This window comes from Micromonospora sp. NPDC047467 (assembly GCF_040643095.1).
Classification (GTDB): Bacteria; Actinomycetota; Actinomycetes; order Mycobacteriales; family Micromonosporaceae; genus Micromonospora.
The window spans coordinates 929418-951016 of the sequence record NZ_JBEYTO010000001.1; the positions used below are offsets into that span (position 1 = coordinate 929418).

The window sequence follows — 21599 nt, forward strand, 5'->3', positions numbered from 1 at the left end:
GGCTTATTTAAGCGAGGGATGATGTGTAGATCAGCTTGTCCAACCGGATCGGCAGGTCACGGATCCGTACGCCGGTGGCGTGGTGCACCGCGTTCGCGACCGCCGCCGCCGTGCCGACGATGCCGACCTCGCCGATGCCCTTCACCCCGGCCGGGTTCAGCTCGTCGTCGTGCTCGTCGAGCCAGTACGCCTCGATGGACTCCACATCGGCGCAGCCGGCGATGTGGTACGTGGCCAGGTCGTGGTTGACCCAGTCGCCGTACCGCTCGTCGAGCAGCCCCTCCTCGTGCAGCGCCATCGACAGCCCCATCGTCATGCCGCCGACGAGCTGGCTGCGCGCCGTCGTCGGGTTCACCACCCGCCCGGCGGCGAACACTCCGAGCATCCGGTTCACCCGCACCTCGCCGGTGTCCGCGTCCACCCGGACCTCGACGAACTGCGCCCCGTACGCGTATCGGGGCCGTGCGGGCTGCCCGGCCACCTCGTCCTCGGTGCTCACCTGGGCGGTCACCTCGCCGTCGGGGGCGTCCCGCAGCTTCTCGCGCAGCGCCTGACAGGCCCGGATCACCGCCCAGCTCCACGACGCGGTGCCCATCGAGCCACCGGCCAGCGGGGCCGTGGGCAGATCGCTGTCGCCGATGCGGATGTCCACCCGCTCCGGCGGCACCCCGAGCGCGTCGGCGGCCACCTGCCAGAGCGCCGTCCGAGCGCCGGTGCCGATGTCGGTGGCGTTGACGCGTACCAGGAAACGACCGTCGGGTCGGGCGGTGGCCGCCGCCGACGAGGGCCTGGTGCGAGCCGGGTAGCTCGACCCGGCCACTCCGGTGCCGATCAGCCAACGCCCGTCACGCCGCGCCCGGGGTGTCGGGTCCCGGCCGTCCCAGCCGAACCGGTCGGCACCCTCGCGCAAGCAGGCCACCAGGTTGCGGCTGGTGAACGGCTCACCCTGGTCGGGGTCGACCTGGGCGTCGTTGCGGACGCGCAGCTCCACCGGGTCGATGCCGACGGCGACGGCCAGCTCGTCCATCGCCGACTCCAGGGCGTACGCGCCGGGGCACTCGCCGGGGGCGCGCATCCAGAACGGGGTGGGCACGTCGAGGCGGACCAGTCGGTGGGTGGTGCGCCGGTGCGGTGCCGCGTACATGCTGCGGGTGTAGACGGCGGTCTGCTCGGCGAACTCCCGCGTGGTCGAGGTCTGGCTGATCGCGTCGTGGCAGATCGCGGTGAGCCGCCCGTCGGCGTCGGCGGCGAGGCGTACCCGCTGGATGGTGGGGGTGCGGTAGCCGACGGGGCCGAACAGTTGCTGCCGGGTCAACGCCAGCTTGACCGGCCGGTCCACGTGCCGGGCGGCGAGCGCGGCGAGTACCACCGCCGCCTTGGCGTACCCCTTGCTGCCGAAACCCCCGCCGACATGCTCGGTGACCACCCGGATCGAGTCCGGCGGCAGCTCGAACAACTCGGCGAGCGTGGCCCGCACCGGCGTGGCGCCCTGGTTGGAGTCGTGCACCAGCAGCCGCCCGTCGTGCCACCGCGCCGTGGTGGCGTGCGGCTCCATCGGGTTGTTGTGGTAGGCCGGCGTGCGGTAGGTGGCGTCCATCCGGACCGGCGCGGCGGCGTACCCGGCGTCGAAGTCGCCCTCGGCGGTGTCCGTCGGGTAGCTGGGGTTGACGTGGTCGGGCCGGTACAGGCCGGGATGGTCGGCGGTGAGCACGGTGCTGTGCGGGCCGGTGTCGTAGTCGATCCGGACCAGCCGGGCGCCCTCCCGGGCCGCCTCCAGGCTGGTGGCCACCACCACCGCGACCAGTTGCCCCCGGCAGTGCACCGCCGGGGTCTGCAACAGCCACAGGTCCGCCTCCGGCCCGGGGGCGAGGCGGGGCGCGTTGCCGTGGTGCAGCACCGCCAGCACGCCGGGCGACGCGAGCGCCTCCGCCGTGTCGACCCGGGTGATCCGGCCCCGGACCACCGTCGCCGGCACCGCCCAGCCGTAGGTGACGCCGTCCACCGGGTACTCCACCGCGTAGCGGGCCGTGCCGGTGACCTTCTCCGGGCCCTCCAGCCGGGGATGGGCCCGGCCGACCGCGTCGGCGCTCACGACGACGCCAGCTCGGTGAGCGCCCGCACGGTGATCGCCCGGGTCAGCGGCAGCTTGAAGCCGTTGTGCCGCAGCGGTCGCGCCTCGGCCAGTTCGGCGTCGGCGGCCCGCGCCGCGAGCTCCGGGCTGAACGGCCGACCGCGTAGCTCCTCCTCCGCCCGGTACGCCCGCCACGGCCGGTGCGCCACCGCCCCGTACGCCAGCCGGACGTCGCGGACCACGTCGCCGTCGAGGTCGAGCACCGCGGCCACCGAGCCGGCGGCGAAGGCGAAGGACGCCCGGTCGCGCACCTTCAGGTACGTCGAGCGGTGGGCAGCCGGCAGCGCCGGCAGGCGGACGGCGGTGATCAGCGCTCCCCGGGCCAGGGTGGTTTCCCGCTCCGGATGGTCGCCGGGGGAGCGGTGCAGCGCGGTGAGCGGGACGTCGCGAGCGCCGTCGGCCTCGTGCACCTCCACCACGGCGTCCAGCGCGGCGAGGGCGACCGCCAGGTCGGACGGGTGGGTGGCCACGCACTGCTCGGACCAGTCCAGCACTGCCAGGTCGCGGTTCTGCCCGTGCAGGGCGGCGCAGCCGCTGCCCGGGTCGCGTTTGTTGCACGCCTTGCCGGTGTCCTGGAAGTAGACACAGCGGGTGCGCTGCAACAGGTTGCCGCCGGTGGTGGCCATGTTGCGCAGCTGGCCGGAGGCGGCGGCGAGCAGGGCGCGGGCCAGCACCGGGTAGTCGCGGCGGACCACCGGGTGGGCGGCGAGGTCGCTGTTGCGCACCGTCGCGCCGATCCGCAGCCCGCCCTCGGGCAGTTCCTGGACGGTGTCCAGGGGCAGCCGGGTCACGTCCACCAGCAGGTCCGGCCGCTGCACCCCGAGTTTCATCAGGTCGACGAGGTTGGTCCCGCCGCCCAGGTACGCCGCGTACGGCTCGGCGGTCAGCACGGCGACGGCGTCGGCCACGTCGGTCGGCCGGTGGTAGCGGAACGGCCTCACCGCGTGGCCGCCGTCTCGCGGACCGCCGCGACGATGTGCGGGTACGCGGCGCAGCGGCAGAGGTTGCCGGCCATCCGTTCGCGAATCTCCGCGTCGGTCAGCTCGGCGGGGGAGGTGAGGTCGCCGGTGACCGCGCTGGGCCAGCCTCGGGCCACCTCGTCGAGCATGCCGCGGGCGGAGCAGAGCTGCCCGGGGGTGCAGTAGCCGCACTGGAACGCGTCGTGGGCGATGAACGCGGCCTGGAGCGGGGACAGTCCGTCCGGGTCGGCCAGCCCTTCCACGGTGAGCACCGACCGGCCGTCCAGGGTGACCGCGAGGACGAGGCAGCTCTTCACCCGCCGGCCGTCCAGCAGCACCGTGCAGGAGCCGCACTGGCCGTGGTCGCAGCCCTTCTTCGCCCCGGTCAGGCCGAGGTGTTCGCGCAGCGCGTCCAGGAGGGTGGTGCGGTTGTCGAGGGTCACCTCGCGGGACGCGCCGTTGACCTCGAACGCCACTTCCGACGAGTGTCGCTCGTCGGTGATCGTCTCGTTCCGGGGTCCGCCCTGCACCCGCCCAGGCTATCTCTAGTGGTACATACAGGGGCGAATAACGCGGGAGGCTGCCGACGCCGCACGACGTACCCGGAATGCGTCGGGCATGCGACTCTCGGCGCGTCCGGTGCGATGATCGCGGCCCACTGACCTGGCATCGACGGTCCTATACTTGGTGCCAATCGGTCGTGGAACCCGTGAGCGGAGGCGGGGCGTGCCACTCTTCTTCCTGAGCTACGCCCAAGAGGACAACCGCAACGGTCAGGTGCAGGCGTTCTTCGGCGATCTCAGTGAGGCGGTGGCCGGGCTCGCCGGGGTCCGTTGGGACAAGGCCGGCTTCATCGACGGGCAGATGCTGCTCGGCAGCACCTGGACGGACGCGCTGTCCAACGCGCTGACCACCAGCGCGTGCCTGATCGCGCTGACCTCCCCCCGGTACGTCGTCAGCGACTACTGCGGCCGGGAGTTCCGGGTCTTCGCGGACCGCATCGACGAGCATGAACGGCAGTTCCACGTGCGGCCACCGGCGGTGGTGCCGGTGCAGTGGATCCCCTGCGACCGGCTGCCCGACGTGGTCGCCGACTTCCAGTACCGCAACTTCCCGACCGGCACCGTCTACGCGCAGGACGGGCTGCTCACGCTCAAGCAGCGCCGCCGGCACGAGGACGAGTACAAGGACTTCGTCGACGCGTTGGCCAAGCACATCGTGCAGACCGCCCGCGACCACACCCTGCACCGCCCGGTGCGGCGGCCGGTGCTGTCCAAGGTGACAAGTGCCTTCGGCCTGCCGGCCCGGCCGCAGACGCACGACGGCCCCACCGCGTCGGCCGCGGCGCAGCGGGCCACCAGCGCGCGGCACGTGCACATCGTCCTGGTCGCCGGCAGTTCCGCCGAGCTGGCCGGCAGTCGGCCCGGCGCCGAAGACCGCTACGGCGCGGTCTCGCGGGACTGGCGACCGTACCGGCCCGAGTTGGAGGTGCCGATCGGCAGCTGGGCCGGTGCCATCGCCACCACCAAGAGCTACGGCTGGACGGTGGAGGACGCCGAGGAGTTGGCGGTGGTCCGGGAGTGGGCCCGGGACCACAACCAGATCGTCGTGCTGGTGGTCGACGTCTGGTCCGCCGACCTGCCGCGCTACCAGGTCAGCCTGATCCGCCACGACCGTGACGTGGACTCCCCACGGGCGCCGGTGCTGGTGCCCTGGACGGCCGCCGACGACACGGCAGCGGGCGGCAACCGCAAGATGTGGGACACCCTGGCCCGGGTGCTCCCGCATCACGTGCTGCACAACACCCGTGACGTGTGGCGCACCGAGATCGCGACGTCCGCCCAGTTCCAGGAGGAGTTGGAGGACGTGCTCGTCGTCGAGCAGGGCCGGATCTACCGCACGGGCACGGTCTACCAGGAGCCGCCCACCGACGGCTCCGGTCAACGCCCGATCCTCGAAGGTCCCTAGGGGAGGCACGCCATGGCGGTGAACGAGACGGCACGCGGCCAGATCGTGACCTTCTACTCGTACAAGGGCGGCACCGGCCGGACGATGGCGCTGGCCAACGTGGCCTGGATCCTGGCCAGCCAGGGCCTGCAGGTGCTGGTCGTCGACTGGGACCTGGAGTCCCCGGGTCTGCACCGCTACTTCCACCCGTTCCTGCGGGACAAGGAACTCCGCGCCACCCCCGGCGTCATCGAGATGATCTGGGATTACTCGATCGCGACCATGCAGCGCAACCGCGACGACGACTCCCAGGAGCTGCTCGCCGGCCATGCCAAGATCCAACGCCGGGCGGTCTCGCTGAACTGGGACTTCAGCCACGGCGGTGTGATCGACTTCGTGGCCGCCGGGCAGCAGGACTCGGCGTACTCCCGGCTGGTGAGCACCTTCGACTGGGCCAACTTCTACGAACGGCAGGGCGGCGCGTCGTTCATCGACGCGGTCCGGGCGCAGATGCGCGCCGAGTACGACGTGGTGCTGATCGACAGCCGCACCGGGCTCAGCGACGTCGCCGGCATCTGCACCGTGCAGCTGCCCGACATGGTGGTCAACTGCTTCACCATGTCCACCCAGAGCATCCGTGGCGCGGCGGCGGTGGCCCGGTCCATCCGCGGTCAGCGTCCGGACGACCCGCCGCTGCTGCTGCCGGTGCCGATGCGCGTCGAGGACGCCGAACTGCGCAAACTGGATACCGGCCGGGACCTGGTGCGCGCCGAGTTCGCCCCGTTCCTCGACCACCTCTCCGACGCGGCGGCGGCCCGCTACTGGAACACCATCGAGGTGCCCTACCGCACGTTCTACGCGTACGAGGAGATCCTCGCCGCCTTCGGCGACCGGCCCGAGCAGGTCGGCACCCTGCTCGCCGCGTACGAGCAGCTCGCCTCGGTGATCACCGGCGGGCGGGTCACCACGCTGCACCCGATGCGGGAGGAGGACCGGCGTCGCTCGCTGACCGAGTTCGAGCGCAGCCGGCTCACCGCCGAGCAGGCCGTGCTGCTCAGCTACGCCTCCGCCGACCGGCTCTGGGCCGAGTGGATCACCGACCAGTTGGAGGACGCCGGCCTGCGGGTGGACCGCCGCGCGCTGGACGTGCCGCTGCGCGACGGAGGACGCGCCGAGTTCGAGCGGGCCCTCAGCGGTGCCAGCCGGGTGCTGGCCGTGCTCACCCGGCACTACGCGGGCACCGCGCTCGCCGGCGAGGTGTGGAAGACCGCCAGCGGCCGTGATCAGCTCGGCGGTGGGGGAGTCCTGGTGCCGCTGCGGGTGGACGAGTCGAGGCTCACCCTCCCGTACAGCGACCACAGCCCCGTGGACCTCACCGACGTCGACCCGTCCACCGCGCGGACCCGACTGTTGGAGGCGGCCGGTGCCACGACGGTCGCGGTCGGCGGACGCGTGGTCGGCCGGTTCCCCGGCCCCTTCCCGGCGATCTCCAACGTCCGCCAGCACGGCACCCCGTTCGTCGGCCGGGCCGCCCAGTTGGAGGCGCTGCGCGACCGGCTCACCACCTCACCGGACTCGGCGACGCAGGTCGTGCACGGCCTCGGCGGGGTCGGCAAGACCCAGCTCGCCGCCGAGTACGCGCTGCGCTTCGGCCGCGACTACGACCTGGTCTGGTGGGTCCCGGCCGACAGCGAGGACCGCATCCGGGGCGGCCTCGCCGACCTCGGCCAGGCGATGGGGTTGGGCACCGGCGGCGGCGCCGACGCGGCCCGCCGGGTGCTCGACGCGCTGCGTCGGGGCGGCCCCGACCGGCGCTGGCTGATCATCCTGGACAACGCCGACAAGCCCACCCGGGCCACCCGGGCGCTGCTGCCGCAGGGCCCCGGCCACGTGCTGCTCACCACCCGGGACCAGAGCTGGGGCGAGTACGCCACCGCGACCGAGCTGACGGTCTTCGACCGGGCCGAGAGCGTCCAACTGCTGCGCGACCGGGTGCGCGGGCTCACCGAGGCCGAGGCGACCCAGGTGGCCGAGAAGCTCGGCGACCTGCCGCTCGCGGTGGAGCAGGGCGCGGCGTATCTGCGGGCCAGCGCCATGCAGGTCCAGAAGTACCTCAGCTCACTGGACACCCCCGGCCTGCTGCGGATCCTCGACGGTCGGCAGTCCGCCGGCTACTCCAAGGCCCTCGCCGCCACCTGGCTTTTCACCCTGGGGCAGTTGCGCGAGGAGAAACCGGCGGCGGCCCGGCTGCTGGAGCTGTGTTCGTTCTACGCTCCGGAGCCCATCCCGGTCGCCATGCTCACCGGTGACCGCTTCGCCAGCTTCATGGCGCCGATCGACCCGACGCTGACCGATCCGATCCTGCAGGGCCTGGTCACCGCCGAGCTGGGCCGGTACGGGCTGGCCCAGGTCGACGCGGAGAACAACTCGGTGCGGATCCACCGGCTGGTCCAGCTGGTCATCCAGGACCAGCTCGGTGACCCGGAGGAGGCCCGCCGCCAGGCGCAGTTGCTGCTGGCCGGCGCCAGCCCCCGCGACCCCGACAGGCCGGTCAACTGGCCCCTGTACGCCGAGCTGTGGCCGCACGTACGCCCCAGCGGGCTGCACCTGTCCACCATGGACGAGGCACGGCAGTTGGTCGTGGACATCGTGCGCTACCTCTATCGGCGCGGCGACTACGACACCAGCCGGGCGCTCGCGGAGGAGTCGCTGGCCGGCTGGCGGGACACCGACGAGGACGACCCGACCAAGCTGCGGATGCGCTTCCACCTGGCCAACGTGCTCCGCGCGCAGAGTCACTTCGACCGGGCGTACGACATCGACCGGGACGTCTACGACCGGCAGCGGCGGATCTTCGGTCAGGAGCACCTCTACACGCTGATGACCGCCCGGAGTCTCGGCGCGGACCTGCGTGCCCAGGGCCTCTACCACGAGGCCGAGGCGCAGGACCGTCGCACTCTGGAGCTGAGTGTGCGCAGCTTCGGCGACGACAGCGGCCGTACGCTCGTCGCGGAGAACAACCTCGCCGTGTCGTTGCGGCTGGTCGGCGACTTCCGTGGCGCCGCCGCACTGGACCAGCACATCCACGAGCGACGGCGGGACCGCTTCGGCGAGGAGGATCCGTCCACCCTCGCCTCGGCCAGCAACTACGGGCGCGGGCTGCGCGACGTCGGCGAGCTGTGGCGTTCGCACAGCGTGCTGCAACGCACCTACGCCATCCAGCAGAAGGTGAACGGCGCGGACCACCCGGAGACCCTGCGGACGGCCAAGGAGTTGGCGCTCACCCTGCGCCAGCTCGGCCGGTTCGCCGACGCGCACCGGCTGATCGAGCGGACGGTCGTCCGATATCAGCGCACCCTCGGCGGCGACCACGCCGACACCCTGTCCGCCGAGATGGCCCTGGCCACCACCTGGTCGGCGGTGGGCGACAACGAGACCGCGCTGCGGGTGGCCCGCCGGCTGCGCGACGGCTACAACGAGGTGCTCGGCGAGACGCACGCCATCACCCTGGCCTGTCTGAACAACCTCGGCGTGCTGCTGCGCAAGCAGGGCGACCACCCCCAGGCCCGGGAGCTGTCCCAGCGGGTCCGCGACCAGTTGCTCGCCAACCTCGGTGAGCGGCACCCGCACACCCTGTTGGCCACCCTCAATCTGGCCAACGACCTGTTCGCCCTCGGTGACCGGGACACCGCGCTGCTGCTCGACACCACCGCCTACGTGGAGTTGACCCGGGCGCTGGGCGCCGAGCACCCGGACACTCTCTCGGCGTCGGTCAACCTGGCGTTGAGCCGCCTCGCCACCGAGAGTGAGGCGGACGCGGGGCGGGCCCTCTACGACGAGGCGTTCGGGCAGTTGGTGCAGCTCTTCGGCGGGGACAATCCCCGGGTGGTGCAGGCCCGCCAGCAGGAACGCTCCAACGCGTACATCGAGCCAGCGCTGCTCTGACCGGCCCCACCGCCCCGCCACCCCGCCGTCGTCCGCGCCCGCTGCGGGGTCGCATCACTTTCCGCGCCCCGGCCCGTCCCCCTTCGCGCGTCCTTTGCTCTGCTTCACCCCACGCAACACTTGTGGCCGACGAGTGTTGCGTCTGTTGAAGCAGAGCAAAGGACGCAACCCGAGCCCTGAGGGCGCGGCCGGTGGCGTGTGCGCCTCGGCTTTCGCGCTGGCAGGTGGGCCGCCGGTCTGTCTCGCAAGGAAGCCTGGCCCCGGCGCCGGGTCGCGGCTATCGCCGTGATTCGGGATCGGCGGCGGGGATGGCCTGCGCCAGCCAGTCCGCGAGGGCGAGCGGGTCGGTGTCGGGCAGCGTCTGACTGAGCGCCCGCACCAGTTCGGGCCGGCAGACCAGCGCCCCGGCCGCCCCCGGCCGCCCGGTGTGGTGGGCGGCCAGGGCCAAGCCCACCCAGGCGTCGACGTCCGCGGGGTCGGCGGTCAGACGTCGGCGGTACCCGGCCAGCGCGTTCTCCAGATTGCCCGCCGCGTAGGCCTGGTCGCTCGGGTTCGACCCGGATGGCCCGCCGGAACCCAGGAGTCGCCGTCGCACCGCCGCCTCGGGACCACTGTCGGCGGCCAGGGCCGGGCGGGCCGGGGCCGGCACGACGGTCGGAGCCGGCACACCGGCCTCGGGCGGCACGCCGTGCCGCCAGGCCCGCGCCAGCCGGCTCACCCCCTCCGGGTCGGGCAGCAGATTGGCCAGACCCCAGCGCACCGCGCCGGCGTCGGCCACGTCCCGTACCGCCGCCTCGACCCGACCGTCGACCGGGTCACGCCAGTCACGCAGGGTCCGCGCCATGCCCGCCACGAAGGACCGGCCGGCATCGGTCAACTCGGCCGCGCCGGCGAGCTGCCGGGCCGCCCGGGTGGTCTGCTCCCGCCAGTACGCGTACTCGAAGGTGGCAGCGACCCCCTCGTGCCGCCGGCAGCGCCACACCTCGGCCACCCCCAGGTGCGCGTACGCGCCCTGCAACAGCGCGCCGACCGGACGTGGGTCGAGCCGCCACGGCGCCCGGTAGCGGGCTGGCCCACCCGTCCGGTACAGCGGCACCAGGTCCAGCAGGGCACCGAGTTTGGTGTGTTGCAGCTCGTGCACCAGCAGCAGCGCGAGGGTCCGCGCGTCGGCCGGCACGGAGAGCGCGATGGCGCCCAGAGCGTCCCTGCTGGTGGCGCTCACCGGGTTTCCCGACGGCGGGGGGAGCAGCGGCACCAGCGAGCGCAGCAGAACGGTCAGCGCGTCGGCGTGCGCCGGAAGGTGCGCCCGGAGCCACTGCCAGCCGTCGGCCGTGAGCCGGCCCAACCGGGCCGCCGCCGCGTCGTCCAGTCGCGCAGCCGACGGCCGGTGATAGCAGTGGCGCCACGGGTCCTGGTCGTCGACCACCACCCCGAAACCCTCGACGAGGCTGATCCGTCGCACCGGCGACCAGCACACCCCGCCGCCGTCCGCGCCGATGCGGTGGCCGTCGACGATGCCGATCCGCACCCGGTCGCCCGCGCCGCCACGGTCGGCGCCGATCCGCAGTGTGCCGGCCTCGCCGCGCAGCAGCACCGGGCCGGTGGGCAGACCCGACGCGGCGCCGACGGTCGGCAGCGGCAGCACACCGTCGACGGGGCCGGGCACCGTCAGCGTGAACGTCAGGCCGGCGCGGGTCGCCGCCACCGCCGCGAGCGCCGCCAGGTAGGTGGGACCGGCGGTGCCGTCGAGCGCGGCCCGAGCCCAACCGGTGACCGGTGGGTGGGCCAGCACGTCGGCCACCGTGACCGGGTCGGCCTGCTCGGCCCGGGTCAACAGGGCCAGGCTCTGCCCCACCAGTGGCTGGTCGTCGGCGGCGCGAGCGGCGGCGACTGTCAACAGCCGGCGGCGGCCAAGCTGCCCGCCGCGTAGCACCGCGAGCGTGTCGGCGTCACCGTGCCCCCCGGCCAGGCCGGCGAGCTGCACCGCAGAGAGGGGCTCGGCCACGCCCTCACCGCTCCGCTGGGATGGTCGGGGCGGCGACGCGGCGGCGCAGCGTGCCCAGGTCGGCGGTCACCGTGGACCGTACGTGCCCGATCAGCCGGAACAGGTCGGCACAGTAGACCGACGGGTGGGCGAAGCCGGCGCCGTCGCGGAAGCGGTGTGCGTACAGGCCGCCGCCGCAGGCCCCGACGACCGGGCAGGCCCGACACGTCGCGGCCAGGGCGTCGACCCCGGTGGGACGCCCGGCCAGCGACGGGTGCCCCAGCGCCTCGTCGAGGCTGTGCCGGAACACGTCGAACCCGGTACGCATCGCCGACGCGGTGGTCGTCTTGAGGGTGTCGGTGCCCTCGATGGTGCCGTCGGTCTCGATCGTCATGACGTCCGGCTCCGCGCTGCCGAGCGCCCGGGTGCCGCTGCGCCCGCCGAGCAGCAGCGCGATAAGCGACTCGAACAGCCGGATGCCCGTGCGTCGTGGCGTCTCCGCGTACCAGCGGTCGAAGACGGTGATCAGCCAGTCCGCGTACGGGGTGGCGGGGTCGTCGGGCTGGCGCCCGGGCGGCGGGGTGCTCCAGTTGCCGTGCGGCAGCAGCAGATCGAGCCGGGGCGGGTCGAACTCGCGCAGGCCCTCGTAGACGGCGATCGGGTCGTTGGCCAGGTCCACGGTGCAGAGCAGGCCGGCGTAGCGTTGCCGGTGCTCGGGTCGGCCCAGCAGGCGCAGCGCGGCGGCCACCTCGGCGAAGCTGCCCCGCCCGTCGGCGTGCCGGCGGCTGCGGTCGTTGGACACACGGTCACCGTCCAGGCTCACGCCGACGTCGATGCCGTGGGTGTGGCACAGGTCGAGTGCCGCCTCGTCGAGGAGCAGCCCGTTGGTCTGCATCGCCATGTCGAGGGTGGTGCCGGTGGGCATCGCGGCGCGCAGGGTGCGGACCGTCCGGTCGAGCGTGGGCAGGCCGGCGAGCAGCGGCTCCCCGCCGTGCAGCACCACCCGGACCCGGTCGGTGCGGTGCCGCTCGACGTGTGCGGCGAGCCGGTCGGCGACCCGGGCCACGGTGCCCGGCCCGATGACCCGGGGCCGGTCCCGCCAGCCCTGGTCGGCGTGCCGGTAGACATAGCAGTAGTCGCAGGCCAGGTTGCAGCGGGAGTGGACCTTCAACACCAGTTGGCGGACACGGGGCACCGGCGCGACCACGTCAGGGCGGTGTCGAACGGCCGACGGCGAGGCGTCGGCCGGCACGGTCAGAAGCTCGATTCGAAAGCCGACACGACGCCGGGCCGGCCCGGCTCACCCTCGGCGACCAGCGTGCCCAACACGTGGGCCAGGACACCGTCGCCAGCGCCGGCCAGCAGATCCGCCAGGGGTACGTCGCCGAGCTGCACCAGAGCGGCGCCGGCGGTGAGGGGAGTGGGCGACTGGTCGTGGTCAGCCACCGTGGACCGTCCTGCCGTCGAAGGCCGGCACCTGCGTCACCGCTGCGCTCACTCCGCCTTTCTACACCATCGCACCCGGCCCACGACGGCGCGACACCACAGCCCGTACGCGCTGGTCATCGGGCCGTCACCTGGCGTACCACCGGCGCAGCCCCGACGGCCCGGCGCACGCCCGCGACCTGGACCGACGCGGACCGGCTGAAATTGCCGCCGGCGGCCTGTCGAGGCGGGCGATGGCGATTCGTGTGGAGGATGGGAGATCGGCGTCGGGCCGGTCGCCGCCGCGAGGAGGAAACGATGACGCTGTACCTGCTCAGCATCCACCAGCCCCAGGGCGAACGGCCGCCGGAGCCGGAGTTCCTGGCCGGGGTGATGCGTCAGGTCGACGAGCTGCACGACGAGCTGACCGCCGGCGGGTCGTGGGTCTTCGGGCAGGGCCTGCACGGCCCGGAGACCGCCACCGTGCTGCGCGTCCGCGACGGGGACGTGCAGATCACCGACGGGCCGTTCGTCGAGGGCAAGGAGCACCTCGGCGGCATCGTCGTCATCGACGTGCCGGACCTGGACGTCGCCCTGGCCTGGGGTCGTCGCTACGCGCTGGCCACCACCCTGCCGATCGAGGTCCGCCCGTTCCAGGGTGGAGCCGGGGCCTGAGCGTGCCCGACGTGGAGGCGGTGTTCCGCGCCGAGTACGGCCGGGCGGTCGCCGTGCTGGTCCGACTCCTCGGGGACATCGACCTCGCCGAGGACGCCGTCCAGGAGGCGTTCGCCATCGCGGCACGGCGGTGGCCGAGCGGCGGCGCACCTCCCAGCCCGGCTGGCTGGATCATCACCACCGCCCGCAACCGGGCCATCGACCGGCTGCGCCGGGAGGCGTCCCGGGCGGACCGGCACGCCCAGGCGGCCCTGCTGTACGCCGTCGACCCACCCGCCGAGGAGGGACCGGTGCGCGACGACCGGCTACGTCTGATCTTCACCTGCTGCCACCCGGCGCTCGCCCCGGCCGCCCGGATCGCGCTCACCCTGCGTCTGCTCGGTGGCCTGAGCACCGCCGAGATCGCCCGCGCGTTCCTGGTGCCCGAGTCGACGATGGCGCAGCGGCTGGTCCGCGCCAAGTCGAAGATCCGCAATGCCCGTGTCCCGTACCGGGTGCCGCGCGACGCCGACCTGCCCGACCGGCTGCACGCCGTGCTCGCGGTGCTCTACCTGATCTTCAACGAGGGGTACACGGCGAGCGCTGGCCCGCACCTGGTCCGCGCCGACCTGTGCGCCGAGGCGACCCGGCTGGCCCGGCTGCTCGTCGAGCTGATGCCGGACGAGCCGGAGGCCCTCGGACTGCTCGCGTTGATGCTGCTCACCGAGTCGCGCCGGGAGGCGCGGACCACGGCCGACGGAGAGCTGGTGCCGTTGCCCCGCCAGGACCGTGGCCGGTGGGATGCCGCGTTGATCGCCGAGGGGCAGGCGATGGTGCGCCGCTGCCTGCGCCGCGACCGCCCGGGGCCGTACCAGATCCAGGCCGCGATCGCCGCCGTGCACAGCGCCGCGCCGCGCGCCGCCGACACCGACTGGGGTCAGATCCTGCGGCTGTACGACCAGCTGACGGTCATCGCCCCCGGCCCGGTGGTGGCGCTGAACCGGGCGGTCGCGCTCGCCGAGGTCGCCGGGCCGGCGGCGGCGCTGGCCGAGGTGGACCGCCTCGACCTGGCCGGCTACCACGTGCGGCACGCCGTCCGCGCCGACCTCCTGGCCCGCCTCGGTCGGGGCGGGGAGGCCGCCGAGGCGTTCCGGACGGCGGCCGCGCTGACCGACAACGCGGCGGAGCGGGCCTTCCTCGCCGCCCGTGCGGCGGCGGTGTCACCGGACTGACCGGCGGGCCGGCGGCGGCCGGGCTATTGGTCCGTCACCATGCGGCGCGTCGGCTGGCCGGGGACGGTCGCCGCCTCGGCGAGGATGCCGTGCATCACGTCCTCGACGTTGGGCACCTGGGCAAGCTCGCCCAGCCCTTCCACGTAGCGCAGCAACCGGCGCTGCATCGCCGCCAGCTCCGCGCGGCACTCCGCGTCGTCCGGCCAGGCGGACTCCGGCCCGTCCGGATTGGACCGCTCCCACGCCCTCAGGCGTGGATGCCACTTCGAGAGGAACGGCCGAAGCTCATTGTTGAGCATGGCGATCGCGAGGTGCTCGACGGTCGGGCGACCGGTGGTACGAATGGAGGGTGCCGCCTGGCCCAGGATCTCCCGGGTGATCCCGAACAGCTGGTACAGCGACGACAGCGCCTCCCGGACGAGGCCCGTGCCGGTGGCCAGCGGCTGGCCGGACACCCGGGTGACCGCCTCGACGAACAGCCGCCACGCGGTCTGCTTGTTGTCCCGGGTGACCGCGAACTTCAGCTCGCTGAACTGCGGGACCGAGACGGTCACCTCCGCCAACTGGAACATCCGCGAGTAGGTGGACGCCACCACCGCCGCGACGCCGCCCGCCGTCGTGCCGCAGAGCGCGAAGAGTGCGGGGCCGGTGAGTCGACTGGCCAGGTAGACCGCCAGCCCCACGACGGCACCGACGACCAGACCCAGGGCGATGTTGAACCACCGAGAAGTGCGCCAGCGCATCAGCATCCGTGCATCGTCGCAGACAATCCACTGCGGAGGCACGTGGCAAGCGACGCGGCGTGCCGGTGGCGGTGGGGGGTGCCATCGGGTGTTCTCGTCCACCGCGTCCCGCTTGTTCCCAGCCTCGCCGGTGGTCTCGGCCGTCCCGTTTCGCTCGCGCGTTTGCCGCGGGCCCAACCCGGGAAACCGAGGCGCCCCGGCCACGGGTCCACCCGTGGCCGCGAAAGCGGATGGAGGCGGCCATGGCGTACCGTCCGACGACCGTCGACACCGTGCCCGACCTCGGCGTCCTCACGCTCGGCGTGGAGGAGGAGTTCCTGCTGCTCGACCCGGACAGCGGGCGCAACCTGCCGGTGGCCGCCGAGGTGCTGACCGCGCTGCGCGGTGCGGCCCGCGACCAGAGCCGCCAGGAGTTCCGGCACAGCATGGTCGAGATGGTCACCCCCGTCTGCGCCGACCTCACCGAGCTGCGCGGCCACCTGGTGGCGCTGCGCCGATCCGCCGCCGAGGCCGCCGCCGCTGCCGGCGCCCGACTGGTGGCGGTCGGTGCCACCCCGGTGGCCGAGCCGCACCGGACGGTGCCGGACAAGCCGCGCTACCACGCGATGTCGCGCCGGTACGGGCCGGTGGCGCACGACCCGGCGGTGTGCGGGTGTCACGTGCACGTCGGGCTGCCCGACCGGGAGTTGGCCGTGCAGGTCTGCAACCACCTGCGGGTGTGGCTGCCGGTGGTGCAGGCGATCACCACCAACTCGCCCCTGCACGACGGGCAGGACACCGGCCACGCCAGTTGGCGGTCGATGCAGCTGGAGCGGTGGCCGAGCATCGGCCCGACGCCGTACTTCGCGTCCGCCGCCGACTACGACCGGACCGTCGACGAGCTGATCGCCGCCGGCATCATGCTCGACGCCGCGATGGTCTACTGGTACGCCCGCCCGTCGTCGGCCTACCCGACCGTGGAGGTACGGGTGGGCGATGTCTGCCCGGACGTGGACGACACGGTGCTGGTCGCCGCGCTGGTCCGGTCACTGGTCGCCACCGTCGCCGATGACGTACGCGCCGGAGTGACCGCCCCGGATACCCGCGACTGCCTGGTCGCCGCCGCGCACTGGCGTGCCGCCCACGACGGTCTCGACGGTGAGCTGATCGACCTGCGCGCCGGTGGCACCCGACCGGCCTGGGCGCTCGTCGACGAGATGATGGCGATGATCGCCCCGGCTCTGCTGCGCCACGGCGACCTCGGGTACGTGCTGGCGCAACTGGCTCGGCTGCGCCGCGACGGCACCGGCGCGACCCGGCAGCGGCGGGTGTTGGAGCGTACCGGTGATCTGCGCGCGGTGATCGACGACCTGGTGGCGCGCACCAACGCCGGCTGACCGGCGCGCCTCAGCGGATGTCGTGCGACTGTAGCCACAGCTCCAGCAGGCCGAGCTGCCACAGTTTGTTGCTGCCGGCCGCCGCCTCGGCCCGGTCCGGCTCGGCGAGGAGCCGCGCCACGTACTCCGAGCGGAACAGCCCTCGTTCGCGTGCGGCCGGCGCCTGCAACGCCTCGGCGACCAGTTCACGGACCGGCCCGTCCACGTTGCGCAGCGCCGGCACCGGGAAGTAGCCCTTCGGACGGTCGATCACCTCGGCCGGCACCACCTCCCGGGCGACCTCCTTGAGCACGCCCTTGCCGCCCTGGGCCACCTTGTGCTCCGGCGGGCAGTGCGCGGCCAGGGTGACCAGGTCCTGGTCGAGGAACGGGGTGCGGACCTCCAGCCCCCACGCCATGCTCATGCTGTCCACCCGCTTGACCGGGTCGTCGGGGAGCATCAGGTGGGTGTCCAGGCGCAGCACCGCGTCGAGCGCGGTCTGCGCGCCGGGCGCGGCGAGATGCCCGACGAGGAGGTCCCGGCTGGCGTCGTGGTCCAGCGCGTACGCCGGGCCGACCATGCTGCGCAGCTCGTCGTGGTCGCGGTCGAAGAAGGCGGCGGCGAACGTCTCGGCGGCGCCGTGTCGGGGCGCCTCGGTGAGCGGCTGGTGGTAGCCGTACCCGGCGAACACCTCGTCGGCGCCCTGCCCGGACTGCGCCACCTTCACGTGCCGGGCCACCTGCTCGGAGAGCAGGTGGAAGGCGACCACGTCGTGGCTGCCCATCGGCTCGTTCATGGCCAGCACTGCTCGTCGTACGGCGGGCACGAGGTCGTCGTTCGACAGTCGGATCCGCTGGTGGTCGGTGTCGTACGCGCGGGCCACCAGGTCGGAGTAGTGGAACTCGTCGCCGGACTCGTCGCCACGGCTGTCGAAGCCGATGCTGAACGTGCGCAGGTGCTGCTGGCCGGCCTCGGCGAGCAGCGCCACGATGAGGCTGGAGTCCAGACCGCCGGAGAGCAGCACGCCGACCGGGACGTCGGCGACCAGCCGTCGGCGTACCGCCGTGCGCAGCGCGTCGCCGACGGCGGCCCGCCAGTCGGCGGCGTCCATTCCCGCGTCGGCGGGCTCCCGCACGTAGTCGGGCCGCCAGTACACCTCCTCCCGGCTGCGCCCGTCCGCCTCGATCACGCGCAGGGTGGCCGGCGGCAGCTTGCGCACACCGCGCAGCACGGTCCGGGGCGCGGGCACGATGGAGTGCCAGGACAGGTAGTGGTGCAGCGCCACCGGGTCGATGCTGGTGTCCACGTCGCCGGCGCGCAGCAGCGCGGGCAGGGTGGAGGCGAACCGGAGCCGCCCGGCCGTCTCGGCGAGGTAGAGCGGTTTGATGCCGAGCCGGTCCCGGGCCAGGATCAGTCGGCGTCGGTCTCGGTCGACCAGGCCGATCGCGAACATGCCGACGAGGTGGTCGACGAAGCGTTCACCCCAGTGGGCGTACGCCACCAGGATCACCTCGGTGTCGCTGGTGGAGTGGAACCGGTATCCGGCGTTCCGTAGCTCCTCGCGCAGCTCCGGGTAGTTGTAGATGCAGCCGTTGAAGACCAGCGCGAGGCCCAGGTCGTCGCGCACCATCGGCTGGCCGCCGGCCTCGGACAGGTCGATGATGGTCAGCCGGCGATGCCCGAGCGTCACCCAGTCGGCGGTGTGGAGCCCTTCGCCGTCCGGGCCGCGGGAGCGCATCGCCTCGGTCATCCGGGTGACCGCCTCCGCGTCGGGCGTCCGGCCGTCGAATCGCGCCTCTCCGCTGATCCCGCACATCAGGCGGGGTGGTGGGTCAGCTGGGACACCAGTGGCACGGCCATCCTCCTGTCGCGTCCCCGGCCGGTCGTGGCCGGTCCCGCCGACCGGACGGGGGCGCTGGCTACCCGGGCGCGGGGTGGGCAAACCCGCTGGTTCTTGACGGCAGGCCGGTGCTGCGGCTCAGCCGCGCAGGGTGCGCAGGATGCGGGTGAGTTCGGCGCGGTCGGTGTCGTCCAGGTGGCCGAAGAAGCGGTCCGCCTCGGCGCGGCGGGCGGCCCGGATGGCGGTGCTGACCCGGTTGCCCTCGTCGGTGAGGGCGACGAGGGTCGCCCTCCGGTCGGCCGGGTCGCGTCGACGTTCGACGAGCCCGCGCGCCTGGAGATCGTCGATGACCTCGGTGGCCGAGCGGGGGGCGATGCGCAGGTGCTCGGCGAGGGTGCCGGGGCGGACCTCGCCGTGCCGGGCCAGCACACCCAGGGCCCGGGACTGGCTGGGGGTGATGTCCCACGGCGCCAGCGCCTCGCGGGTCTGCCGGCGTAAATGGGACGCGACACCCCAGAACGCCTCCGCGAGGCTCTCGTCCTCGCCGCTGTCGGTGGTGTCCGCGGTCACCGGAATACCGTAGCAGCCAATGCTGTTGTTCCCTCATGTTGAGGTAACCTCAGCATATCCCCGACCGAGAGGTGGTACCCCCTTGGAACCCACCCCCATGGGCCGCGACCGCGGCCACCACACCGTCAGCGCCGAGGAGAAGTCGCAGGCCCGCCAGGTGTCCCTGCGCCGCATCGGCCGCCTGTTCACCCCCCACCGGCCCGCGCTGGCCGCCGTCACCGCGATCATCGTGCTCTCCTCGATCATCGCGATGGCCACCCCGTTCCTCCTGCGCGCCGTGATCGACCGTGCCCTCCCGCAGGGCGACGTGACCCTGCTGGTGTGGCTGGTCCTGGGCATGGTCGCCGTCGCCGCGGTGACCGCCGCCCTCGGCGTCGTGCAGACCTGGATCTCCACCCAGGTCGGCCAGCGGGTCATGCACCGGCTGCGCACCGACGTCTTCAGCCACCTCCAGCGCCAGTCGCTGGGCTTCTTCACCCGCACCCGCACCGGCGAGGTGCAGTCCCGCATCACCAACGACATCGGCGGCATGCAGTCGGTGGTCACCTCCACCGCGACCGCCGTCGCCGCCAACCTCACCACCGTGGTCGCCACCGCGGTCGCCATGATCGCGCTCTCCTGGCAGCTCTCCCTGGTCTCCCTCGTCGTGTTGCCGCCGGCCATCTGGCTGACCCGCCGGGTCGCCCGGATGCGCCGCGAGATCACCGCCCAGCGACAGCGTGAACTCGCCGACCTCAACGTCACAGTCGAGGAGGGGCTCTCGATCAGCGGCGTGCAGCTCGCCAAGACCCTCGGCACCGGCCCGGCGCTCATCGACCGGTTCACCGCCTCCTCGGCCCGCCTGGTCGACCTGGAGCTGCGCAGCGAGCTCGCCGGCCGCTGGCGGATGGCCTCGATGAGCATCATCTTCGCCGCCGTACCGGCCGTCATCTACCTCGCCGCCGGCCTGCCCGGCACCGCCGGCACGCTGAGCATCGGCACCCTGGTCGCCTTCACCGCCCTGCAGGGCGGCCTGTTCCGGCCACTGATGGGGCTGCTCAACGTGGGCGTGTCGCTGACCGCCTCGCTGGCCCTGTTCGCCCGGATCTTCGAATACCTCGACCTGCCGATCGACGTGGCCGACCCCACCGAACCGGTCGCGGTCGACCCCGCCCGGGTACGCGGCCACCTGCGCCTGGACGACGTCACCTTCGGCTACCCCGGCAGCGACACCGCCGCCCTCGCCGGAATCACCCTCGACGTGCCCGCCGGCACCAGCCTCGCCCTGGTCGGCGAGACCGGCTCCGGTAAGAGCACCCTCGCCGGGCTGATCAGCCGCCTGCACGACCCCACCGCCGGCCGGATCACCATCGACGGCGTCGACCTGCGCGACCTGCGCCTGGCCGACCTGGCCTCGATCGTCGGCGTGGTCAGTCAGGAGACGTACCTGCTGCACACCACCGTGCGGGAGAACCTGCGCTACGCCCGCCCCGACGCGACCGACGCCGAGATCGAGGACGCGGCCCGCGCCGCCCAGATCCACGACCTGATCGCCGACCTCCCCGACGGGTACGACACCATGGTCGGCTCGCGGGGGCACCGGTTCTCCGGCGGCGAGAAGCAGCGGCTGGCCATCGCCCGTACGCTGCTGCGCGACCCGCGCATCCTGGTCCTCGACGAGGCCACCAGCGCGCTGGACACCGAGACCGAGCGGGCCGTGCAGCGGGCGTTCGACGTGCTCGCCGAAGGCCGTACCACGATCACGATCGCGCACCGGCTCTCCACGGTCCGCGACGCCGACCAGATCGCGGTCCTCGACCACGGTCGGATCGTCGAGGCCGGCGACCACGACAGCCTGCTGCACCGCAACGGCCGGTACGCCACCCTGGCCGCCTGAGCCTGGCTCAAAACTATCTCAAAACTGTCGTAGAACCGTCTCGTTATTGTGCGGTCAGGTGCCGGTAGACGGTGGCCCGTGAGACACCCAGCGCGGCGGCGATGGCATCCACCGAATGGGTGCCCGCCGCGTGCATCCGCCGGGCCGCCTCCACCTGCTCCCGGCCCAGCGCCCGGGGCCGCCCCGGCTGTCGACGCCGGTCGACCGTAGTGCGGCGGGTGGCCGCGCCCCGCGACGTCGTCGACGGTGGCGCCTCGCCCGCCGGGGCCGCGTCGGTCGGGATAGCCGTGGCGGTGCCCGGCGGCGACAGGGCCAGCAGCCGGCGTACGCCGTCGAGCATGTCGGCACGCAGCACCTCGTCGGACACGTCGGTGAAGAAGACGACCGGGTCGCTGCACGTGGCCACCGCCTGCACCGCCCGCACCCGCTCGCGGCGTCCCGCGCCCGGTCCGGCGATGAGGTCGTTGGCCCGCATGGCGATCTCCATGAGGCGGTGGTACGTGTCGCCCCGGCCGACCAGCGCGATGTCGTGAAAGAGCATGCCGAGCGGCCGACGATGGGCGAGCATGATGTCCACCCAGCCCTCCACCACCGTCCACCGGGCCGACTCCGCGGGCTGCGTCCGGGCCGAGTCCAACAGCGCCTCCAGGTCCGCCACCAACGGCTCGACCAGGGCGGCGAGCAGATGCTCCTTGGCCGGGAAGTGGTACAGGATCGCGGCCTTGGTCAGCCGCAGCCGCTCGGCGATCTGGCGCAGCGAGGTGCGCTGGTAGCCGTGTTCGGCGAAGAGGTCGAGCGCGGCGCGCAGGATCCGGGTGCGGGTGTCGTCCGCGGGATCGGCGGTCATGCCGGCCAGCCTAGCGACGCCCTGACCGGAGGGCGACATTGCCGTTGATGTGACTGACCATCGGTCAGTACAGTGGGGACGGTCGACGCAG

The 21599-nt window shown here is 73.2% G+C and carries 16 protein-coding genes; 6 read left to right on the forward strand and 10 right to left on the reverse strand.

All coding sequences use genetic code 11. The annotated features are described in order from the left end of the window. Window positions 1-7 precede the first annotated feature (7 nt). From ABZ780_RS03920 to ABZ780_RS03930, 3 genes are read right to left on the reverse strand one after another with little or no spacing between them, the layout of a single operon-like run. Complete coding sequence (locus tag ABZ780_RS03920; RefSeq protein ID WP_357483925.1) at window positions 8-2092, reverse strand: xanthine dehydrogenase family protein molybdopterin-binding subunit; 2085 nt, start codon at window positions 2090-2092, stop codon at window positions 8-10. Next, a complete protein-coding gene (locus ABZ780_RS03925; protein WP_357483927.1) occupies window positions 2089-3072 on the reverse strand; it encodes a xanthine dehydrogenase family protein subunit M in 984 nt (327 codons plus the stop codon). The genes ABZ780_RS03920 and ABZ780_RS03925 overlap by 4 nt, the downstream gene beginning before the upstream one ends. Further along, window positions 3069-3566: a 2Fe-2S iron-sulfur cluster-binding protein gene (locus ABZ780_RS03930; protein ID WP_357484094.1), complete on the reverse strand. Its 498-nt coding sequence runs from the start codon at window positions 3564-3566 to the stop codon at window positions 3069-3071. The genes ABZ780_RS03925 and ABZ780_RS03930 overlap by 4 nt, the downstream gene beginning before the upstream one ends. A 250-nt stretch (window positions 3567-3816) precedes the next feature. Here ABZ780_RS03930 and ABZ780_RS03935 point away from each other — a divergent pair, with 250 nt between their 5' ends. Both ABZ780_RS03935 and fxsT read left to right on the forward strand, forming a co-directional pair. Further along, window positions 3817-5058, forward strand: a complete 1242-nt coding sequence (locus tag ABZ780_RS03935) for a TIR-like protein FxsC (RefSeq protein WP_357483929.1) — start codon at window positions 3817-3819, stop codon at window positions 5056-5058. Between the two features lie 12 nt (window positions 5059-5070). Beyond that, complete coding sequence (gene fxsT, locus ABZ780_RS03940) at window positions 5071-8982, forward strand: FxSxx-COOH system tetratricopeptide repeat protein (protein WP_357483931.1); 3912 nt, start codon at window positions 5071-5073, stop codon at window positions 8980-8982. Between the two features lie 277 nt (window positions 8983-9259). On the opposite strand, the gene ABZ780_RS03945 is transcribed toward fxsT, so the two are convergent. Genes ABZ780_RS03945 through fxsA form a run of 3 tightly spaced genes read right to left on the reverse strand, consistent with a single transcriptional unit; the run spans window position 9260 to window position 12412 of the window. Further along, the gene (locus ABZ780_RS03945) at window positions 9260-10987 is read right to left on the reverse strand and encodes an HEXXH motif-containing putative peptide modification protein (RefSeq protein ID WP_357483933.1); all 1728 of its coding nucleotides are present in this window, start codon (window positions 10985-10987) and stop codon (window positions 9260-9262) included. Window positions 10988-10991: 4 nt separating this feature from the next. Next, window positions 10992-12161 carry an FxsB family cyclophane-forming radical SAM/SPASM peptide maturase gene (locus ABZ780_RS03950; RefSeq protein WP_357483935.1) on the reverse strand — a complete coding sequence of 390 codons (1170 nt, stop codon included), beginning with the start codon at window positions 12159-12161 and terminating at the stop codon, window positions 10992-10994. A 59-nt stretch (window positions 12162-12220) separates the two neighbouring features. Next, the gene (gene fxsA, locus ABZ780_RS03955; protein WP_357000370.1) at window positions 12221-12412 is read right to left on the reverse strand and encodes an FxSxx-COOH cyclophane-containing RiPP peptide; all 192 of its coding nucleotides are present in this window, start codon (window positions 12410-12412) and stop codon (window positions 12221-12223) included. A 297-nt stretch (window positions 12413-12709) separates the two neighbouring features. On the opposite strand from fxsA, the gene ABZ780_RS03960 reads away from it, so the two are divergent. Then, complete coding sequence (locus tag ABZ780_RS03960; RefSeq protein WP_357483938.1) at window positions 12710-13066, forward strand: YciI family protein; 357 nt, start codon at window positions 12710-12712, stop codon at window positions 13064-13066. A gap of 2 nt (window positions 13067-13068) precedes the next feature. Next, the gene (locus ABZ780_RS03965) at window positions 13069-14277 is read left to right on the forward strand and encodes a sigma-70 family RNA polymerase sigma factor (RefSeq protein ID WP_357483941.1); all 1209 of its coding nucleotides are present in this window, start codon (window positions 13069-13071) and stop codon (window positions 14275-14277) included. Between the two features lie 23 nt (window positions 14278-14300). Here the strand turns inward: ABZ780_RS03965 and ABZ780_RS03970 are convergent, their stop codons facing one another. After that, entirely contained in the window at window positions 14301-15026 is a 726-nt protein-coding gene (locus tag ABZ780_RS03970) for a hypothetical protein (protein ID WP_357483944.1), read from the reverse strand. Between the two features lie 236 nt (window positions 15027-15262). On the opposite strand from ABZ780_RS03970, the gene ABZ780_RS03975 reads away from it, so the two are divergent. After that, the gene (locus ABZ780_RS03975; RefSeq protein ID WP_357000381.1) at window positions 15263-16396 is read left to right on the forward strand and encodes a glutamate--cysteine ligase; all 1134 of its coding nucleotides are present in this window, start codon (window positions 15263-15265) and stop codon (window positions 16394-16396) included. A 10-nt stretch (window positions 16397-16406) separates the two neighbouring features. Here the strand turns inward: ABZ780_RS03975 and ABZ780_RS03980 are convergent, their stop codons facing one another. Both ABZ780_RS03980 and ABZ780_RS03985 read right to left on the reverse strand, forming a co-directional pair. After that, the gene (locus ABZ780_RS03980) at window positions 16407-18191 is read right to left on the reverse strand and encodes an N-acetylglutaminylglutamine amidotransferase (RefSeq protein ID WP_357483947.1); all 1785 of its coding nucleotides are present in this window, start codon (window positions 18189-18191) and stop codon (window positions 16407-16409) included. 162 nt (window positions 18192-18353) lie between these two features. Continuing rightward, window positions 18354-18785: a MarR family winged helix-turn-helix transcriptional regulator gene (locus ABZ780_RS03985; RefSeq protein ID WP_357000386.1), complete on the reverse strand. Its 432-nt coding sequence runs from the start codon at window positions 18783-18785 to the stop codon at window positions 18354-18356. 97 nt (window positions 18786-18882) lie between these two features. Between ABZ780_RS03985 and ABZ780_RS03990 the strand changes: the two genes are divergently transcribed. Then, window positions 18883-20661 (forward strand): ABC transporter ATP-binding protein, encoded by a 1779-nt coding sequence (locus tag ABZ780_RS03990; RefSeq protein ID WP_357002728.1) that lies wholly within the window; start codon window positions 18883-18885, stop codon window positions 20659-20661. 43 nt (window positions 20662-20704) lie between these two features. Here the strand turns inward: ABZ780_RS03990 and ABZ780_RS03995 are convergent, their stop codons facing one another. Further along, on the reverse strand, window positions 20705-21508 hold the full coding sequence (locus ABZ780_RS03995) for a TetR family transcriptional regulator (protein ID WP_357483950.1): 804 nt from the start codon (window positions 21506-21508) through the stop codon (window positions 20705-20707). Window positions 21509-21599 lie beyond the last annotated feature (91 nt).